This window comes from Proteiniphilum sp. X52 (assembly GCF_003712195.1).
Taxonomy (GTDB): Bacteria; Bacteroidota; Bacteroidia; order Bacteroidales; family Dysgonomonadaceae; genus Proteiniphilum.
The window spans coordinates 32,017-50,972 of sequence record NZ_RDSD01000010.1; the positions used below are offsets into that span (position 1 = coordinate 32,017).

Genomic DNA, 18,956 nt, shown 5'->3' on the forward strand with positions numbered 1-18,956 from the left:
AGCGATAAAACATTCTCCACAAAATTACAATGTTTTATTTAAAATGGCAAATCATCTGCCTCTGAGATTTCGTCCGGTATGTCACGGGGAGCAGTACCTGACGGCGAGGAATAATTATTGCCATTTTCATGTTCCCTATTTCCAAATCCCTCGTCACCACCTCCTCTGCGACCCAGGAGTTCCAGGTTGTCGGCCACGACTTCGGTGATATACCTTTTCACTCCGTTCTGATCGTCGTAAGAGCGGGAACGGATCTTTCCTTCCACATACACCAATGTGCCTTTCTTCACGAATTTTTCAGCAATTTGCGCCAATCCTCTCCAACATACAATGTTATGCCATTCCGTACGTTCAGGCACCTGCGTGCCGCCAGAAGTTGTGTAACCTCTTTCACTGGTTGCGAGCGAGAAGTTTGCTTTTGCAACATCATTGTCAAAATACTTCATTTCCGGGTCTCTTCCTACATTTCCCACTAAGATTACTTTGTTTACCGACATAATTAAAATTTTTTGGTTTTAGAATAGCTCTCACTGTGAAAACAAAATTAAGCATTTATTTGTAATTGGCAACCATGAACGGCTAAATTATTTCGAGATATTTGTGGGTTAACCTCGATACCGGATAATCCGGAAGTTGTTCATTTTCAATTTTAAAGATTTCTTTCGGGGGGTTGTATGGAATCTCACCGGGAATAACTATCCGGTAAAAACGGGTATGGATGGTCTGATGGGTAAGCTGATGCTTGATGGTCAGCCGGTGGTCCACAGATAAAGAGGATATTCCGTTGAAAAGTTCCCTGAAGGATTCCGTTTTTTCCAATTCTGTAAAATCCAATGGTGTGGGGGTTTCGATCAGAGGGAATTCGAAAAGGTTTCTCCAGATATCCGAACCGTTACGTTTTTGCAGAAACGTGTCATCATTGTGTTGAATATGAAAATAGTGGAAATATCGGTTCCTGACGAAGATTTTCCGGTCGTTCACCGGAAGCTCGCCCACCCGGTTTTCGGCAAAAGCTATGCAGTGATCCTGAAGCACACAATCGATGCATCTGGGTTGAGCAGGGGTACAGACCAAAGCGCCGAAATCCATCACAGCCTGATTATATTTTCCGGGATCTTGCAAGCCAAGCAGCGACTGAGCCATCTCCCTGATTATTTTTTTCCCTTCAGAAGTGTGTATGGATAACGCGATGCCGAACAGTCGGGAGATTACCCTGAATACATTGCCGTCCACTACGGCATACGGCTCATTGAATGCGATCGACGCGATGGCTGCCGCCGTGTATTCACCTACGCCCCTCAACGAAATAATGTCAGGATAGGTAGATGGAAATATGCCGTTAAAGGTGGTCATCACCTGTTTTGCCGCCGCATGTATATTCCTTGCCCGGGTATAATAACCGAGCCCTTGCCATAGTTTCAACACTTCATCTTCTTGGGCAACGGCAAGTGATTCCACGTTGGGAAATCTCTCAATGAACCGGAAATAGTAATCTCTCCCCTGCACGACCCTTGTTTGCTGTAAAATGATTTCAGATATCCATATTTTATAGGGATCGGTAGTTTCGCGCCATGGCAGATCCCGTCCTTTTTCACCGTACCATTTTAGTAAAAGTGAGGTAATTATTGAATTATTATCTTTCTCTTTCATTTCTTCTCCATTAAGTCCTTCTTTGTGCCGGCAAAGCTAATGAAAAAAGTGGGAAAGTGGGATCTAAATGATCATTCTCCGCTTCTTGGACTTCCAACTTCTTAGTCCTGCTGAAATTATCCGATTATCACATCGATATATCAGTGCATCAGTGAAGTTCTTGGCCCTTGATCCTAAAAAAAAGGGAAATTCGAAAAAATTCCTGTCATTTATTTTTCGTGTTGAAAAAAAAGCTATATATTTGCAATCCAAAATTTTACTAATTAATAACCGAAGGTATTATTATTAATATTAAAATATAGATAAAATGACTAAAGCAGACATTGTAAATGAAATTGCAAAAAAAACCGGCGTAGATAAAGCATCGGTATTGGCAACGGTGGAGTCTTTCATGGAAGTGGTAAAAGACTCTTTGGCAAATAACGAAAACGTATACCTGAGAGGTTTCGGAAGTTTCATCGTGAAGAAAAGAGCACAGAAAACGGCCCGTAATATTTCCAAAAATACGACCATCATCATCCCCGAACACAATATTCCCGCCTTCAAGCCCGCCAAAACATTCGTAGGCCAAGTAAAAGGTGATAAATAACATATAAATAAATAAGGAGAAATAGCATATGCCAAGCGGAAAAAAAAGAAAAAGGCATAAAATGTCTGTACACAAGCGTAAAAAAAGACTTAGAAAGAATAGGCATAAGAAGAAGAAATAACGCCGAAAAACTTTTTTTACCCAGCAATAGAGGAACAAACTTAAAAGAACCAATCGGCTATTAAGTTTGTTCTTTGTGTATAAACAGGGTGATGGTTCTGGCGAGAACCTCCTTTCTGTTGTGAGGACAGAAACCTAAAATATTGAAAATTAATTTTTAAAACGAACAATTGTGACAAGCGAACTTGTTGTGGATGTTCAATCCAAAGAAATTACCATTGCGGTTCTCGAAGATAAGAAACTGGTAGAATTGCAACAGGAGAGCCTGGAGGGTTCATTTGCGGTTGGAAACATCTACGTGGGCAAAGTTAAGAAACTGATGCCCGCCCTCAACGCTGCATTTGTGAATGTGGGACATAAAAAGGACGCTTTTCTTCACTACTTGGATTTAGGGGTTGAATTCAACTCGGTTCTCTATTTTCAGAAACTGGTTGAAGACAAGAAGAAGTTACCGCAGCTCCAGAAGATGAAGTTGCAGCCCGAGATCGAGAAAGAAGGGTCTATCGCGGATATATTGAAAGTAGGACAGGAAATACTGGTGCAAGTCGCCAAAGAACCTATTTCAACGAAGGGTCCGAGATTGACGGCCGAAATCTCTTTCGCGGGACGATTCATGGTGTTGATTCCATTTATCAACCGGGTGTCGGTATCGCAAAAAATTAAATCGCGCGAGGAGCGTGCCCGACTACGACAGTTGATGCAGAGCATCAAACCGAAAAATTTCGGAGTGATCATACGCACCAACGCCGAGGGTAAACGGGTGGCCGACCTGGATGCGGAGCTGAAAGTACTGGTCAAAAGATGGGAAGACAATATCGGTAAGATACAGAAAGCCAAGGCGCCCTCGTTGATTTATGAGGAAACGGGACGCACCGTGGCGCTGTTACGCGATATTTTTAACCCCTCTTTCGAACAGATCCATGTCAATGACCGGGAAGTGGCCCGGCAGATTGCCGATTATGTGGGAGTGATAGCCCCCGACCGTAAGAACGTGGTCAAGGAATACAAAGGCACACTTCCCATTTTGGATAATTTCGGTATTACCAAACAGATTAAATCGCTCTTTGGAAAAACTGTCACGTTTAAAAATGGCGCTTATCTTATTATTGAGCATACCGAGGCGTTACATGTGATAGATGTGAACAGCGGGAATCGCAATAAATCGAAACTCGGTCAGGAAGACAGCGCTTATGAAGTGAATGTGGCCGCCGCCGAAGAGATTGCCCGCCAGTTGCGTTTGCGCGATATGGGCGGTATCATTGTTATCGACTTCATCGACATGAATAAAGGGGAGCATCGCAATAAGCTGCTCGCCAGGATGCAGGAGTTGATGGCAAAAGACAGGGCCAAGCACAATATTTTACCATTGAGCAAGTTCGGGTTAATGCAGATCACGCGTCAGCGTGTCCGCCCCGAAATGGAAGTTGCCACAAGCGAGGTTTGCCCCACCTGCTTTGGTAAAGGAAAGATAAAGTCGTCGATTCTTTTCACAGATACCTTGGAGGGAAAGATCGATTATTTAGTCACCAAGCTAAAAGTGAAGAAATTCAGTCTGCATATACATCCTTATGTGGCAGCTTATGTTCAGCAGGGTCTCTTTTCGTTGAAGTACAAATGGAGAAAAAAATTCAATGTAGGTATGAAAATCATCCCCGACCAGAAACTCGGCTTCCTGCAATATGAATTTTATGACAGGGAAGGAAACGAAATAGATCTGAAAGAAGAAATTGAAATGAAATAATGTCCCCTACCAACGGGACGAAAAGCAAAATAAAAACCGGTATTCCACAGTGAGTGCCGGTTTTTTGCGTTTTCTACACCCAGTCTACATTGTAATATAAACGGATCTGCTTGAAATCGCTGTTTTCCCGCAGAAGCGACTCGGCTGATTTTATCCTTTCCCTGGCCTTCGCGGAAGAATAGTGGTCGAGTTTCAGTAAAATTTCCCGTATATGCTGTTGTTGAATACGGTTGATCACAGGCTTGTTGGGCCCTAGTACGCTACCCTTGAATGATTGTTTCAACAGCCCGAAAAGAGAAGCTGCGGCGCACTCTACCTTTTGTTCATCTTTGTGTTTCAGTACGATTGAGATCAGTCGGGTGAACGGGGGATATTTGAACAGTTTTCGCTCTGTGATCTGGGAATGGTAAAAACCCTGATAATCGTTCCGGCTGATCTGCCTGTAAATGGGTTGTTCCGGATCAGAGGTTTGAATGATAACCGTCCCCTGTTTGTCCCTGCGTCCGGCACGGCCTGCTGCCTGGGTGATCAGTTGGAAACCCCGCTCATGGGAACGGAAATCGGGATAGTTTAACAAGGTGTCCGCAGCGATAATGCCCACCACCCGCACATTGCCGAAATCCAACCCTTTCGAAAGCATTTGGGTGCCTACCAGTATTTGGATACGGTTCTCCTGGAAATCGTTGATAATACGTTCGAATGAATCCTTTCCACCGGCGGTATCCCTGTCCATACGCCCTACCACTGCGCCGGGAAAGAGTTGAGAGACTTCCTCTTCCAACCGTTCCGTGCCTGCTCCTAAAGATTTCAGTCCCTCGCCATGACAAGAAGGACATGTTGAGGGTAAAGGGTAAGCACTGTTGCAATAGTGGCATATAAGCCTGTCCTCCCTCTTGTGATAGGTGAGTGTGACATCGCAGTGAGGGCATTTTGGGATCCAGGCGCATGCCGCACATTCAATCACCGGGGCAAAGCCACGACGGTTGCGAAAGAGGATAGCCTGCTCCCCGTTTTCGAGCGCCTGGTTGATCTCCTCTATTAATGCAGGGGCAAGGATGCTCTTCATTTTCTTCCGCCGGCGCAGATCCCTGGTGTTTTGCAGCCTGATTTGCGGTAACTCTGTCTTGCCAAAGCGTTCGTTCAGCGTTACCAATCCATATTTTCCCGCCTGCGCGTTATAATAAGATTCCACAGAGGGAGTGGCTGACCCCAACAATGTTTTGGCATTCGACATATGTGCCAGCATAATGGCCGTATCGCGCGCGTGATAGCGTGGGGAAGGCTCCTGTTGCTTATAGCTTGTTTCGTGTTCTTCATCCACAATCACCAGTCCTAACCGTCGGAACGGCAGGAAAAGGGAGGAGCGTACACCCAATACGATCTCATAAGGTGTTTCGGACAACATCTTCTGCCATATCTCCGTTCGTTCCTGGTCGTTAATCCCGGAGTGGTAAATACCTATCTTATCGCCGAAAACACTTTGCAAGCGGTGGGTCAGCTGTGTGGTCAGGGCAATCTCCGGCAGGAGGTAAAGTGTCTGTTTCCCGTCCCTAAGCAGTTGATCGATAAGGTGGATATAGATCTCTGTCTTTCCGCTGGAGGTGGCACCGTGTAAAAGAACAGTCTGCTTATCAGAAAAACCCTCCTGGATGGCATTCAAGGCTTTCCGCTGTTCTTCGCTTAGGGGATAGGGGCCGCGGGTAAGCGCGGCTTTCCGTTGAAGGCGGCTTCTTTCTACTGTAAAAGAAATTAATATCTCTTTTTTAATTAAACCGTTCAGTACCACGGGTGTGTATCCATTCAACCCTTTGGCCTCGCTCCGGCTGATGCTTTCTCTCCCGTTTTCGGTGAGGAACCGGATAATCTCATCCAGTAGTAATTGCTGTTTGGGAGATCTTTTCAGGATGGCAGCCACATCGGTATCCTCGAATGCGGGGCTCAGCCGGAACTGCTCTTCGCTTTTCCGGAAATAACCCTTTTGTAAATCTTCCGGCATCATCGGGGAGGGGATCGCCGCTTTACACACATCCCCTTGTGAGGAGAGATAATAAAAGGAGATCCACTCCCACAACTCCAATTGCTGGTCGGTTACAACAGGCATGGAATCAATAAGGGAATGGATCTTCTTGATAGTGAAGTTTCCGGGTAATTGCCGGTGCACTTTTGCCACGATGGCGGTGTAATATTTTCGTCTTCCGAAAGGTACAACCACCCTGAATCCCCTCCCGATCTTGTGTCGCATGTCAGAGGGAACGGCGTAGGTGAACAGGCCGGAGAGCGGAAGCGGTAATATTACATCGGCATACATGCCTTAAAAATATACGGCTGCCGTCAGTGACCAGGTCCCTTTTTTTCCGTTGAAAGCATCTGTCCACTTCGGTTCGTCCACCGAATAGTTGTCGGTCATCCTGATGCCGTAGTTCACCCCTATCGCCAACCGGCTGAATACTTCGGCGCCCGCACCCAGATTGATGCCAGCTTCAAAGTTTTTCGCCTCCACTTTGCCTTTTATCATTTCCCACGTGAATTCATCGCTCGCTACAAGGAAACGGGCATAGGGTCCACCGGCGATAAAGACTTTTACCGGCAGTAATAGTCCGAACTTATATTTCACATTCACCGGAATATCCAGATAATGATTCGACACTTTTTGTGCCACGCTTTGGGCTCCCTCTTCCGAAACGCTTTTTACATTCATCCTGTCATTGCTGTATAAAAGCGATCCCTCAATTCCCAAATTGACGATAGGAAATGTAAATTCGGCCGTGGGACCCAATTTGAACGAGTTGAGGTTTTCCACTTTTATCACATCTTCTGAAAAAGAGGGCGTGTTTAATCCTACTTCGCCTCTTAACCCGAAGCGTAATTGTGCATTGGCAGCCGGCCCTATTACCAGGAACAGGATAAGGCTGCTTAGGAATAATTTTTTTGTTTTCATAATACTCTTTTTAGTGAAAATTTTTCTTCGGAGATTGTCTTAAAATAGGCATATCAAACCATACTTGATGACAACCCACAAATTAAACAAAAAAGAACGGGAATGAATGGTTAAAAAGCGCAAAAATTATATAAGAAAAGCGTTTATGCCCCCTCGCGGGAGAAAAACGCTTTTTACTTCGCGCAATCCGCTACTCTTCGGCAAAACAATTTCACCTGGTTCGCGCTTGCTTGCTGCCAGATCTCACCTAGTCCGCAAATTTTGCTTTCAGAAACTCGCGGTTCAACCGCGCGATATTGGTAATGGAGATGTTCTTCGGACATTCCACCTCGCACGCGCCGGTATTGGTGCAGTTTCCGAAGCCCAGTTCGTCCATCTTGGCCACCATCGCTTTGGCACGTTGTTTCCTTTCCACACGTCCTTGGGGCAGTAACGCCAACTGGCTCACCTTGGCTGATACGAAAAGCATGGCCGATCCGTTCTTGCAGGCTGCCACACAGGCGCCACAACCGATGCAAGCCGCGGCATCCATCGCCATTTCGGCGTCGTGGCGCGGGATAGGGATGGCATTCGCATCGGGGACACCGCCGGTATTGACCGAAACATAACCACCTGCCTGCATGATCTTGTCAAAAGCCGTTCGGTCCACCATCAGGTCTTTGATGATGGGGAACCCCGCGGAACGCCACGGCTCAACGGTGATGGTGTCGCCGTCGTTGAACCGCCGCATATGCAGCTGGCAGGTGGTTATACCCTGGTCGGGCCCGTGGGGGTGACCGTTGATATAGAGGCTGCACATACCGCAGATACCTTCGCGACAGTCGTGATCGAAAACCACCGGCTCTTTTCCTTCATTGATCAGTTGTTCATTCAGGATATCGAGCATCTCCAAAAATGAGCTTCCCTGCGAGATGTTTTCCAATGGGTAAGTTTCGAAGTGCCCCTTATCTTTCGGTCCGTTCTGGCGCCAAACTTTTACTTTTATGTTGATATCTTTATCCATGATCGTTTTGTTGTTTTAAAGTTTACCCGTTATTGATCCACAGTTTAAGATTTGTAGTTCCTTTGCTGGCGAACCACAAACTCGTAATTAAGCGGTTCCTTGTACATCACCGGATCTTGATCCTCTCCCCGGTATTCCCAGCAGGAAACATAAGAGAACTGATCGTCATGGCGCAATGCTTCACCTTCGGGTGTTTGATGCTCTAAGCGGAAGTGTCCTCCACAGGATTCTTCGCGGTCGAGAGCATCGTGTGCCATCAGTTCGCCGATCTCGATAAAGTCGGCCAGACGCAACGCCTTTTCGAGTTCCACATTGAGTGTCTCTTTGTTGCCCGGTATGCGTAAGTTGGTCCAGAAATCCTTTTTTACTTCTTTCAACTTCTCGATGGCTGTCCTCAACCCTTCCGCATCGCGTCCCATACCGACAAAGTCCCACATGACATGGCCCAACTCCTTGTGGATATGATCCACCGAGTGTTTCCCCCTGATGCTCATCAGGCGGTCGATCCTGTCGTTGATCTCTTTTTCGACCGTGTCAAATTCCGGCGCATCGGTCTTGAAGCGCGGCACGTTGATCTGGTCGGCCAGATAGTTTTGGATGGTGTAGGGGAGCACGAAATAACCGTCGGCCAGCCCCTGCATCAGTGCGGATGCTCCCAGGCGGTTGGCACCGTGGTCGGAGAAGTTGGCTTCGCCGATGGCAAACAACCCGGGGATAGAGGTCATCAGTTCGTAATCCACCCAGATACCGCCCATGGTATAGTGGATGGCGGGATAGATCATCATGGGCGTTTCATAGGGATTGTCGTCCACGATCTTTTCATACATCTGGAACAGGTTGCCGTAGCGGGCTTCCACCACATCCCTGCCGAGTCGGTGGATGGCGTCGGCGAAATCGAGGTAGACGGCCAATCCGGTGTTGCCTACACCGTAACCCGCGTCACAGCGTTCTTTGGCGGCACGCGATGCCACGTCACGGGGAACAAGGTTTCCGAATGCGGGGTAACGGCGCTCCAGATAGTAGTCGCGATCTTCTTCCCTGATATCGGTCGGTTTGAGTTTCCCCTCGCGGATGGCTTGGGCGTCTTCCAGTTTTTTGGGAACCCAGATGCGCCCGTCGTTGCGCAGCGATTCCGACATCAGGGTCAGTTTCGACTGGAACTCCCCGTGTACCGGAATACAGGTCGGGTGGATCTGTGCCATACAGGGGTTGGCGAAGTAAGCTCCCCGCTTGTAGCATTGCCATGCGGCCGAACCGTTGGAGGTCATCGCGTTGGTGGACAAAAAGAATGTGTTGCCATACCCTCCTGTGGCGATTACCACGGCATGGGCGGCAAAACGTTCCAGTTTCCCGGTGACCAAGTTGCGGGCGATAATACCCCGCGCGCGACCGTCGATGATGACCAAATCCACCATCTCGTAACGGGTGTAGAGCTTTACTTGTTTGCGGTGTACCGCGCGACTCAATGCCGAGTAGGCGCCCAGCAGCAATTGCTGTCCTGTCTGTCCGCGGGCGTAAAATGTGCGGGATACCTGTGCCCCCCCGAAGGAGCGGTTGTCGAGCAGGCCTCCGTATTCGCGCGCGAAGGGAACACCCTGCGCCACACACTGGTCGATAATGCTGTTGGATACCTCCGCCAGACGATATACGTTGGCCTCACGGGCACGGTAGTCGCCCCCCTTGATCGTATCATAGAACAACCGGTAGACCGAGTCGCCGTCGTTCGGATAGTTTTTTGCGGCATTAATGCCTCCCTGCGCGGCGATTGAGTGCGCGCGGCGGGGAGAATCCTGAATACAGAAATTCAGCACGTTGAAACCGAGTTCACCTAATGACGCCGCCGCCGACGCGCCGGCCAGCCCCGTGCCTACCACAATAATATCGAGGCGGCGTTTATTGGCCGGATTCACCAACTTTTGATGATTCTTGTAATTGGTCCATTTTTCGGCGAGAGGCCCTTCGGGTATTTTGGAATTTATCTTGTTCATAATATTCAATTGCTTTTTGTTATCCTAATAGGTTGGAGTATCCGAGATATACGGCTATGGGCACAATGGCGAATCCCAGGCAGACAATGGTTGAGAAAACGTTGCCGATCACTTTGATCCGTTTCATCCAGACAGTATTGTTCCAGCCGACGGTATGGAGGGCGCTCCAGAAGCCGTGTGTGAGGTGAAACCATAAGGAGAGGAAGGCTAGTTCATAGACAATCACGACCCAGAGGCTGGAGAAAACTTCCGCTGTCAATTGCGCACTGTCGTGTCGAAACCCTTCAATTCCAAGGAGTTCTTTGAACTGCATCTGATACCACATCTGGTAGAGGTGCAGGCCCAGGAACAAGAGTATAAATAGCCCCAACACAAACATGTTTTGCGACGACCAGGTGGTTTTGGTTTTGCTGGCGGAAGCATACCTGTCTTTTCCCCTGGCTTTTCTGTTCTGCAACGTCAGGAACACCCCGTACAAAATGTGGAAGACAAACCCCAGTGCCAGCACACCTGTCGCGGCGACCGCCCACCAGTTCGCGCCAAGCACCTCGTTGGCGATGAAATTGTAGGAGTCGTAGCTGAAGATGAGTACCAGGTTCATCGACATGTGGAACAGAAGAAACAGAATCAGAAAAAGGCCGGAAATACTTTGGACAAACTTCCGCCCGATAGATGATTTGATTAGCCAACTCATAAACTTCTCTTTTTTAAATTATTTTGATTTTTTATTTTTTACGTCCTGGTTTTGCTAGTGCCGATAATGTATTTTCTTTTAGCACCACAAAAGTACAACTTTTTATCTGTTTACCCAGAACTATTTGAGGAAATTTTTCTTTAATTGATTTTTCGCAGTAGATCTTGAAAAGAGCGGTGGGGAAGCAATTTCTCGATTAACGTGTAACGGCTTGGGCTTTTTCGTCGTCTGCCTGTGAATGGGTTTCCTCTCTGAAAACTGTAGTCAACTGTCTATATGCGCGATGCAAATGTGACCGGTGGGATCGATCCCCGGTTTGAAAAAAAAGGTTATCTTTGCGCGTTGAAAAGAATTGTGACTGATTATGGATATAGTATTAAGTGGTATTCGTTCTACCGGGAAACTGCATTTGGGAAATTATTACGGCGCGTTGCGCAACTTTATCAGGATGCAGGAGGAGAACAAGTGTTATTTCTTCATAGCCGACATACATTCCCTCACCACGCATCCCGATCCGAAAATGCTGCATGAGAATGTGAAGAACGTGCTGGTGGATTACCTTGCTGCCGGAATTGATCCTGAGAAATCGGTGATTTATGTGCAAAGCGACCTGCCCGAAACAGCAGAGTTGTATCTCTACCTCAATATGCATGCTTACCTGGGTGAACTCTCCAAAACCTCTTCATTTAAGGAAAAAGCCCGCAAGCAGCCGGAGAACGTGAACGCGGGACTACTTACCTATCCCACGCTAATGGCGGCCGATATACTTATTCACCGCGCTGATAAAGTGCCCGTGGGGAAAGATCAGGAGCAGCACCTCGAAATGACCCGCCGTTTTGCCCGCCGCTTTAACCATTTCTACGGAGTGGAGTATTTCAAAGAGCCGGTGGCTTATAACTTCGGGGAAGCACTGGTGAAAATCCCCGGATTGGACGGTAGCGGAAAGATGGGGAAATCGGAGGGAAATGCCATTTACCTGGATGATAGCCCGAAAGAGATCGAAAAGAAGGTGAAAAAAGCGCTTACCGACGCCGGCCCGACCGAACCCAACTCCGTAAAACCCGACTATATCGAAAATCTTTTCACTCTGCTGCGGGTGGTGTCTGCCCCCGAGGTGGTGCAACATTATGAATTGCAGTGGAACACATGCGCGATCCGTTACGGTGATCTGAAAAAACAACTGGCCGAAGATATCATTAAAGTAACCACCCCTATACGAGAGCGGATACAAGAGATAGAAAAAGACGACGCTTATTTGCATAAAGTAACCCTTCAGGGGGCGGAAAGAGCAAGGGAAAGCGCCCGCAAAACCATAGAAGGAGTAAGGGAAATTGTGGGGTTCAAACCATTTTAAGAGTGGAAAAATAAGTGTGACATAGTTCAAGTTTCGCATGTAAGTTTGAAATGTATGCCACTAAAGCGGAGACCTTTAGATGTTTCCCCGGATACCCATCATCAGCGATAACTAATACAATGATAAGGTACAGCTTGCGAAAGTTAAATGATCTAAACTTTTCAGCCCGTCGGTTGTTCATTAAAATAATACAAAAAAGAAAAGTATGTCTCTATGCTGACATTTCAATCAATTGAATTAAAAGATAAAGATATCATCAATTCCTACCTTCGGAAACAAAACTACAGGGCATCAGATCTTTGTTTTACTAATTTGTATTGCTGGGGAAGAAAATTCGACACACAATTTGCTATAACGCCCGATTGGTTGTTTATCCGCTTTAAAGACAATAATGGCCGGAATTCTTATCTCAAACCGGTAGGGACGGGTAATTTGAAGGAGGCTGTAGACCTTATTCAGGAAAACCATTCGTCGTTCAGCTCCCCTTTTCAGATGAGGGGGCTGACCAAAGAAATGATAAAAGAAATTGAGGATGCGATGCCCGGCCGGTTCGACTACCAGCTGAACAGGTCTGTCTCCGATTACATCTACACCACCGAGAAACTGATCCATCTCAAAGGAAAAAAACTGCAAAGCAAACGAAATCATATCAATCGGTTCAAACGGGAGAATGACTGGAAGTACCATTCCCTTACCGGAAACCGGGCGTTGGTGGAAGAGTGCAAGAATATGCTCGACAAGTGGATGGAAATGAACAAAGAGGAAAAAGACCCGTCGCTGGTCTATGATGATCGTGCCACTACGCTGATGCTCGATAATTTTGAGTATTTTAACCTGAAGGGAGGATTGATTTGTGTCGACAACCAAATAGCCGCCTTTACTATCGGCGAGCCGCTTACTGAAGATACTTTTGTGGTGCATGTGGAGAAAGCGTTTACCTTTATTCATGGTGCGTACACTATCATCAACCAGCAATTCATCGAAAATGAGGCGTCGGATTTTTTCTATGTGAACAGGGAAGAGGACATGGGGATGGAGAATCTCCGTCGTGCCAAGCAGTCCTATCATCCCGATATCTTGCTCGAAAAATATAACGCGAGATTTAAATGATGAGTCTGCTCCGAAAACCCCCAAACCCAATTTCAGAGGTTTACAACTCACTGAAGATCAATAGGCGTTTTGGGAACTTTTTAGCAGAAAAGACTTATCAGAGGGGACTCAATGATTCAAGTTTTGCATGTAAATTTGAAATGTAGGCGATGAAGGCGGAGACCTATAGGCGTTCAGCCGCAATCGCACAACCTGCGGACCATGAGTAGATGATACAATTTGCCGACGAGACAACAAGACCACAGGTGCGGGAGATGTGGAAAACCGTCTTCGGTGATCCTGACGACTACATGGAAGTCTACTTCCGTCATAAATACCGTGACGAAGCCACCCTTCTGCGCATGGAGGGCGATAAAGTGGTGGCTTCCCTGCAAATGTTGCCTTACCGATTCAACTTTTGTGGGAGGGAGATCCCTGTCATTTACCTCTCCGGCGTCTCTACCCTCCCGGGATACAGGAGAAAAGGATATGTGCGGGAGCTGCTGATCAAAAGTTTTGAAGAAGCACAGCGTAAGGATGTGCCGCTGATGGTGCTCGCCCCGCAGGAGGAGTGGCTGGTCGGATTCTATGACCGGTATGGGTTTGCACAGACTTTTGATGCCGGAACGGAAGCGTTGCCTTCGTTAAAGCTACTGCTTGAAAAGTGTCACGGCGACCTGCATGCGGCCTTCAGAGAGTTTAACGCCTTATTCGGACAAAAAGACATGACCCTCCAGAAATCATTCGACGATTTCCGTGCCATGGTGGAGGAGGCGGCGCTTTATGATTTTCCGGCGAAAAGAAATTTGACAGGCATGGCACGTGTGATCGATGCCCAAAGATTGGTGTCCCTGTTCGCCGCATGTTATCAACAAAAATCATTCTCGATAAGGGTATATGATGAGTTGTTGGAAAATAACAATGCCTTATTCACGGTCATGGACGGAAAAGTGGAGAGGAAGTTGCCCGTCGACAGATCCGGGTTGAGGGACAGGGAAGAAGCAGCTGTGGACAAGAAAAAACCGCCGCGGAAACCTATACTCGCGACCGACGTAAGGGAGTTGGCGCAACTCCTTCTGGGATATCATATTTCCGAGAAGGGAGAACCATTCAGCTCTCTCTTCCCTGAAAAGGAACCGCAAATGCATTTTATGCTCGAATAAATTCAGCAAGAAAGATGTCACTATATAAATAAGGAGAATCAGCAAATTCAAATTAATCCCAAGACCAATGCAATTGAATACAAAACAAGCATTACCGTCGCAACAAATTGAATGCTTGGTAAAGTTACTTTTTTAAACAGCTTTTTTCCGAGATATCCGCGTCCCTGAGTCTTGAATCTTGAGTCTTGAATTTTGAATCACAACCACTTCTTCTTTTTGAAGAAAATCAGCAGCCCCACTACCGGAAGAACCATCATTGCAATGGAAAAAGGATAACCTAATGCCCACTCATACTCGGGCATATGGGTGAAATTCATTCCGTAAATACTGGCAACCAGGGTTGGCGGCAGAAAGATGACATTAAAGATGGTGAATATCTTAATGATCTTGTTCTGCTCGATATTCACGTACCCGAGGAAGGTGTCCTGCAAGTAATCCAGCCGGTCGAAACTGAACTTGATGTGCTCTACCAGGGAGTTGATGTCCTTGATGATAATGGTGAGTTTGGGTTGCAACTCGGCAGGGATAAACTCACTGCGTAACATGCTTGATACAACCCGTTGTTTGTCAATTATATTCTCGCGGAGCATCATCGTCTTTTCCTGCAGATTCTTGATTTCGGACAGCAGCTCCTCATCTGCTTCCTGTAGTGTGAGAGAGTTGCTTAACTGGGTGATCTTCTGGGTCATGTTCTCGATCATGTCGGCATCATATTCCACCCGTGTTTCCAGAAGTGCCACCAAGACATGCGCCCCGGTGGGATAGTTCCTGGGGTTGGCCGATATTTTTTTTACCGTTTCGTGGAATGAGATCAGCTCTTCACCGCGGACAGTCACCAGGATATTGTTTTTAAGGATGAACGATACGGGATCGGTCTCAAAATTGGATAGCAGGAAGTTAGAATTAACCACCAGTGTGTCGTTGGTCTCGATGTAACGCGACGACATCTCGATCTCGATCATCTCTTCCTCTTCCTGAATATATATTTTGAGGAAATCTTCGAGTTCGTTCTCTACCTCCTCGTCCACGTCGTTGAGGTCGATCCACAGGAAGTTCCCGATGGGGTTTGATTTTAGGAAATCGAGGCTACGGCTCAATCTCACGATACCGTCTTTATGATAAAAAAGTTTTACTTCCGCCATGGTGTCTCTTTTTTAATCGTGATTAAAATTAGTTCAAAAATGGTTTATCTCTCTTCCGGTTGAGTTTGCCCGACCAGCGGTTCCAGTAGATTGGTCAGCTCTTCGAATTGCTCGATCGATAATTGCTCGGGTCGTTTCGTAAGCATGGGGTCGTCGGGCAAAGGATCCTCTCCGGACAGTAATGACTTGACGGAGTTGCGAAGCATCTTTCGTCGCTGGTTAAAACCGCTCTTGACTACCATTTTGAATAACTTCTCATTACAGTTGAGTTGCTTTCGCTTATTGCGGGTGAGCCGTACAACTGCCGATTTGACTTTGGGCGGAGGGATAAACGCCTGTTCATTCACCGTGAAAAGATACTCTACGTCGTACCATGCCTGCAATAAAACAGTCAGAATACCGTAGGACTTACTGCCGGGTGAGGCGACCATGCGTTCCGCAACCTCCTTTTGAATCATACCCGAACAGCAGGGGACGGAGTCCTTGTGGTCGAGCACTTTGAAAAAAATTTGCGATGAGATGTGGTAAGGATAATTGCCGATAATGCAGAAAGGACCTTCAAAACATTGCGTGAGGTCCATCCGCAAAAAATCCTGCTCCAGGATCTTCCCGTTTAATGCCGGATAATGCTCTTTGAGGTAGGCAACCGATTCACGGTCAATCTCTACCACAGTCAGGTCTCTTCGGCCATCCAGCAGGAATTCGGTGAGCACACCCGTCCCCGGGCCCACCTCAAGCACCGGCAGCGAGGGGAACTCATCGAGGGTCGCCGCGATGCGGCACGCGATTTCCTTGTCGTTAAGGAAATGCTGTCCCAGGTTTTTTTTTGCTTTTACCGGAAACATTGCCATATGGTGATTATTCCTTATCTTTACGGTCGCAAAGGTAACATTTTATTACGTAAAACAGGACAAATGCGTTCATAAAAAAAGAGATACGGCTGTTGAACAGTTTCTATCCGTTTGCCTTTGAGAAGAGGAGATAATCGTGATTGTATAAGATAATAATCGATAGCAGGTGAAAGTAAATATGGATTCGGTGAAGAGTCTGTTAAAGACCTTCCTTTCCCTGTCGCTCGGATTACTTATTATTTGGGCGATGTACAGGAATACCGATATGGGGGAGTTGTGGCATATCATCAAATCAGCCAATGTCGGTGTAATTTTAGCCTCCCTTATTTTTGGTCTCATAGGGAATACTCTCAGAGGGCTGAGGTGGGAGTTGTTTGTGAACTCACTCGGGTATCATCCCCCCCGAGCCAGTATTGTGTATGCCACGCTCGGAAATTACGCGGTCAATTTTGTGCTTCCCCGTGCCGGAGATATATGGCGTTGCGGCGTGGTGAGCCGGTACGATAGTATCCCGTTCTCCAAAACCCTTGAGACCTTTTTGGTGGACAAGATGGTGGATATTGTGGCAGGACTGCTTGTCATTTTTGTCAGTGTGCTGCTTTATATTGATTTTTTCGCCTCTTATCTTCGTGATAATCCACAGTTTACGGTTGGCCTGACAAACATGTTTTCATCCGTCTGGATATATGTGATCCTGGCGGTAGTGGTACTGGTTATCGGATTAATGTGTACCCTCTTCAGAAAAACCCCTTTCATGGAGAAAATCTATAAATTTTTCAGCACACTCAAATATGATCTGAAGCTTATCTCCAAGATGAAGGAGAAAAAACAGATAATAATTTATACGATCTTAGTCTGGTTGTGTTTTTATTTGTATTTTTACATTTGCTTTTACGCATTTGCTTTTACGAAAGACCTTGGACCCCTGGCCGGTTTGATTGTGTTCGCGATGACCAATATCGGTATTTCTGTGCCGGTGCAGGGAGGAATAGGGCCGTGGCATTTTGTGGTGATCTCTTCACTCCTCATTCTGGGAGTGGCGGAGAAGGAAGCACTTGCTTTTGCCGGCGCGGTATTCACAATTCAGTCGGTATGGCAGATCCTTTATGGCCTTTTCGGTGTAATTGCCATGCCGCACGTGAAAAGAGAACAAAAATTATAATAATATGGCTGCAGCAGAAATTTTGAGTTTAGATCCCCAGAGAGTGTGGAAACATTTTCATTCACTCACACAGATACCCCGCCCTACGGGACAGATGGAAGAAGTGACCCGGTTCATAGTGGATTTTGGGAAATCGCTTAATCTGGAAACAAAACAGGATGGCGTGGGTAATGTGGTGATAAGAAAACCGGCCTCAAAAGGGTATGAAGGTGGCAAAGGGGTGATCCTGCAATCGCACCTTGACATGGTCCCTCAGAAAAATAACGGCATAGAGCATGATTTTGCTACAGATCCCATCGAAACATATATCGATGGAGAGTGGGTGAAAGCCCGTTCCACGACGTTAGGTGCCGACAACGGTATCGGTTGCGCCGTCATGATGGCTGTGCTCGAAGATGAATCTCTACGGCATCCCCGGCTTGAAGCCCTTTTTACTGTCGACGAGGAGGTCGGGATGGATGGCGCGAATGGCCTGGAGAAAGGATTCCTGGAAGGTTCAATAATGCTCAACCTCGACACCGAAGAGGATGGTGAACTTTGTATAGGTTGTGCCGGCGGCAGGGATGTCAATGTCTCCTTCCGGTTCCAGCCCGATAAAGAGATCGACCAAGGTGATGTAGCCTATAAGGTGAGTTTGCAGGGATTGAAGGGGGGACACTCCGGTATACAGATACATTTAGGACGTGCCAACGCAAACAAACTGATGAACCGGTTCCTGAAAGATGTCGTGGCCAATTACGAAGCACGCATTGCCAGCATACAGGGTGGATCGCTGCGCAACGCCATCCCGCGCGAATCATTCGTGATACTGACCATTCCCGAACAACTCTCAGACGATCTGGTCGATCTGGTGAGTGAATATGAATCGCTCTTCCGTGAAGACTTTGCCGGTATTGAAGAGAATATCTCATTCAAAGCCGAGAAGACCGATATGCCTGAAACCCTCTTCCCCGAAGAGGTGCAGGATGATATTATCAATGCGGTGGAGGCTTGTCCTAATGGTGTGATCAGCTATCTGGCCGACTTTCCCCGGGTAGTGGAGAGTTCGCTGAACCTTGCCCTTGTGCGTTCTTCCGGCGATAGTGTCGATATAAAAATGCTGGTGCGGAGCTCCTCCGAAAGCCGCAAAGAGTGGATCTGTTCTTCGGTAGAGAGCCTCTTCCATCTGGCGGGGGCAAAAGTTGAGTTCGACGGTGATTATCCGGGATGGCAGCCCAATGCGGCCTCCGAATTATTGCACAACATGGAGAAGATCTATCTGGAAAAATATGGTGAAAGACCTGAAGTGGTGGTGATCCACGCCGGACTGGAATGCGGTATCATCCAGTCGAATGTCGAGCGCAAGTTGGATATTGTCTCTTTCGGGCCGACTATCAAGGGGGCACACTCGCCCGATGAGGCGGTCCGGATATCTACCGTGGGAAAATGCTACGATTATCTTGTGGAAACATTGGAGAATTTTAAATAGCCAC

Annotated in this window: 16 protein-coding genes; 7 read left to right on the plus strand and 9 right to left on the minus strand. The window is 47.1% G+C overall.

The genetic code is table 11. The features are described 5' to 3' along the window. Positions 1 to 38 precede the first annotated feature (38 nt). Together D7D25_RS09445 and mutY are read right to left on the minus strand one after the other, a co-directional pair. Positions 39 to 497, minus strand: coding sequence for a single-stranded DNA-binding protein (locus D7D25_RS09445; protein ID WP_122968721.1), 459 nt, complete (start codon positions 495 to 497; stop codon positions 39 to 41). Between the two features lie 82 nt (positions 498 to 579). Continuing rightward, on the minus strand, positions 580 to 1,650 hold the full coding sequence (gene mutY, locus D7D25_RS09450; RefSeq protein WP_122968722.1) for an A/G-specific adenine glycosylase: 1,071 nt from the start codon (positions 1,648 to 1,650) through the stop codon (positions 580 to 582). 307 nt (positions 1,651 to 1,957) lie between these two features. Between mutY and D7D25_RS09460 the strand changes: the two genes are divergently transcribed. Together D7D25_RS09460 and D7D25_RS09465 are read left to right on the plus strand one after the other, a co-directional pair. Next, positions 1,958 to 2,239 carry an HU family DNA-binding protein gene (locus D7D25_RS09460; RefSeq protein WP_019538449.1) on the plus strand — a complete coding sequence of 94 codons (282 nt, stop codon included), beginning with the start codon at positions 1,958 to 1,960 and terminating at the stop codon, positions 2,237 to 2,239. A 292-nt stretch (positions 2,240 to 2,531) separates the two neighbouring features. Beyond that, positions 2,532 to 4,100, plus strand: a complete 1,569-nt coding sequence (locus D7D25_RS09465; RefSeq protein WP_122968724.1) for an Rne/Rng family ribonuclease — start codon at positions 2,532 to 2,534, stop codon at positions 4,098 to 4,100. Positions 4,101 to 4,173: 73 nt separating this feature from the next. Here D7D25_RS09465 and priA read toward each other — a convergent pair whose 3' ends face one another. The 5 genes from priA to D7D25_RS09490 all read right to left on the minus strand — a co-directional run bounded on the left by priA (position 4,174) and on the right by D7D25_RS09490 (position 10,723). Next, on the minus strand, positions 4,174 to 6,408 hold the full coding sequence (gene priA, locus D7D25_RS09470) for a primosomal protein N' (protein WP_122968725.1): 2,235 nt from the start codon (positions 6,406 to 6,408) through the stop codon (positions 4,174 to 4,176). Between the two features lie 3 nt (positions 6,409 to 6,411). Continuing rightward, on the minus strand, positions 6,412 to 7,038 hold the full coding sequence (locus tag D7D25_RS09475; protein WP_122968726.1) for a porin family protein: 627 nt from the start codon (positions 7,036 to 7,038) through the stop codon (positions 6,412 to 6,414). A 247-nt stretch (positions 7,039 to 7,285) separates the two neighbouring features. Next, complete coding sequence (locus D7D25_RS09480; RefSeq protein WP_122968727.1) at positions 7,286 to 8,041, minus strand: succinate dehydrogenase/fumarate reductase iron-sulfur subunit; 756 nt, start codon at positions 8,039 to 8,041, stop codon at positions 7,286 to 7,288. Positions 8,042 to 8,085: 44 nt separating this feature from the next. After that, a complete protein-coding gene (locus tag D7D25_RS09485) occupies positions 8,086 to 10,029 on the minus strand; it encodes a fumarate reductase/succinate dehydrogenase flavoprotein subunit (protein ID WP_122968728.1) in 1,944 nt (647 codons plus the stop codon). A gap of 19 nt (positions 10,030 to 10,048) precedes the next feature. After that, on the minus strand, positions 10,049 to 10,723 hold the full coding sequence (locus D7D25_RS09490; RefSeq protein ID WP_122968729.1) for a succinate dehydrogenase/fumarate reductase cytochrome b subunit: 675 nt from the start codon (positions 10,721 to 10,723) through the stop codon (positions 10,049 to 10,051). 364 nt (positions 10,724 to 11,087) lie between these two features. Here D7D25_RS09490 and trpS point away from each other — a divergent pair, with 364 nt between their 5' ends. The 3 genes from trpS (at position 11,088) to D7D25_RS09505 (ending at position 14,329) form a co-directional block, all read left to right on the plus strand. Continuing rightward, positions 11,088 to 12,077, plus strand: coding sequence for a tryptophan--tRNA ligase (gene trpS, locus D7D25_RS09495; RefSeq protein ID WP_122968730.1), 990 nt, complete (start codon positions 11,088 to 11,090; stop codon positions 12,075 to 12,077). A gap of 213 nt (positions 12,078 to 12,290) precedes the next feature. Next, positions 12,291 to 13,187 carry a DUF2156 domain-containing protein gene (locus tag D7D25_RS09500; protein ID WP_122968731.1) on the plus strand — a complete coding sequence of 299 codons (897 nt, stop codon included), beginning with the start codon at positions 12,291 to 12,293 and terminating at the stop codon, positions 13,185 to 13,187. 209 nt (positions 13,188 to 13,396) lie between these two features. Beyond that, positions 13,397 to 14,329 (plus strand): GNAT family N-acetyltransferase, encoded by a 933-nt coding sequence (locus D7D25_RS09505; protein ID WP_122968732.1) that lies wholly within the window; start codon positions 13,397 to 13,399, stop codon positions 14,327 to 14,329. Between the two features lie 197 nt (positions 14,330 to 14,526). Here D7D25_RS09505 and corA read toward each other — a convergent pair whose 3' ends face one another. Together corA and rsmA are read right to left on the minus strand one after the other, a co-directional pair. Continuing rightward, entirely contained in the window at positions 14,527 to 15,471 is a 945-nt protein-coding gene (gene corA, locus D7D25_RS09515) for a magnesium/cobalt transporter CorA (RefSeq protein WP_122968733.1), read from the minus strand. Between the two features lie 44 nt (positions 15,472 to 15,515). After that, on the minus strand, positions 15,516 to 16,316 hold the full coding sequence (gene rsmA / locus D7D25_RS09520) for a 16S rRNA (adenine(1518)-N(6)/adenine(1519)-N(6))-dimethyltransferase RsmA (protein ID WP_122968807.1): 801 nt from the start codon (positions 16,314 to 16,316) through the stop codon (positions 15,516 to 15,518). A 172-nt stretch (positions 16,317 to 16,488) separates the two neighbouring features. Between rsmA and D7D25_RS09525 the strand changes: the two genes are divergently transcribed. Continuing rightward, a complete protein-coding gene (locus D7D25_RS09525; protein ID WP_148038901.1) occupies positions 16,489 to 17,484 on the plus strand; it encodes a lysylphosphatidylglycerol synthase transmembrane domain-containing protein in 996 nt (331 codons plus the stop codon). 4 nt (positions 17,485 to 17,488) lie between these two features. Then, positions 17,489 to 18,952 (plus strand): aminoacyl-histidine dipeptidase, encoded by a 1,464-nt coding sequence (locus D7D25_RS09530; protein WP_122968735.1) that lies wholly within the window; start codon positions 17,489 to 17,491, stop codon positions 18,950 to 18,952. Positions 18,953 to 18,956: the final 4 nt, after the last annotated feature.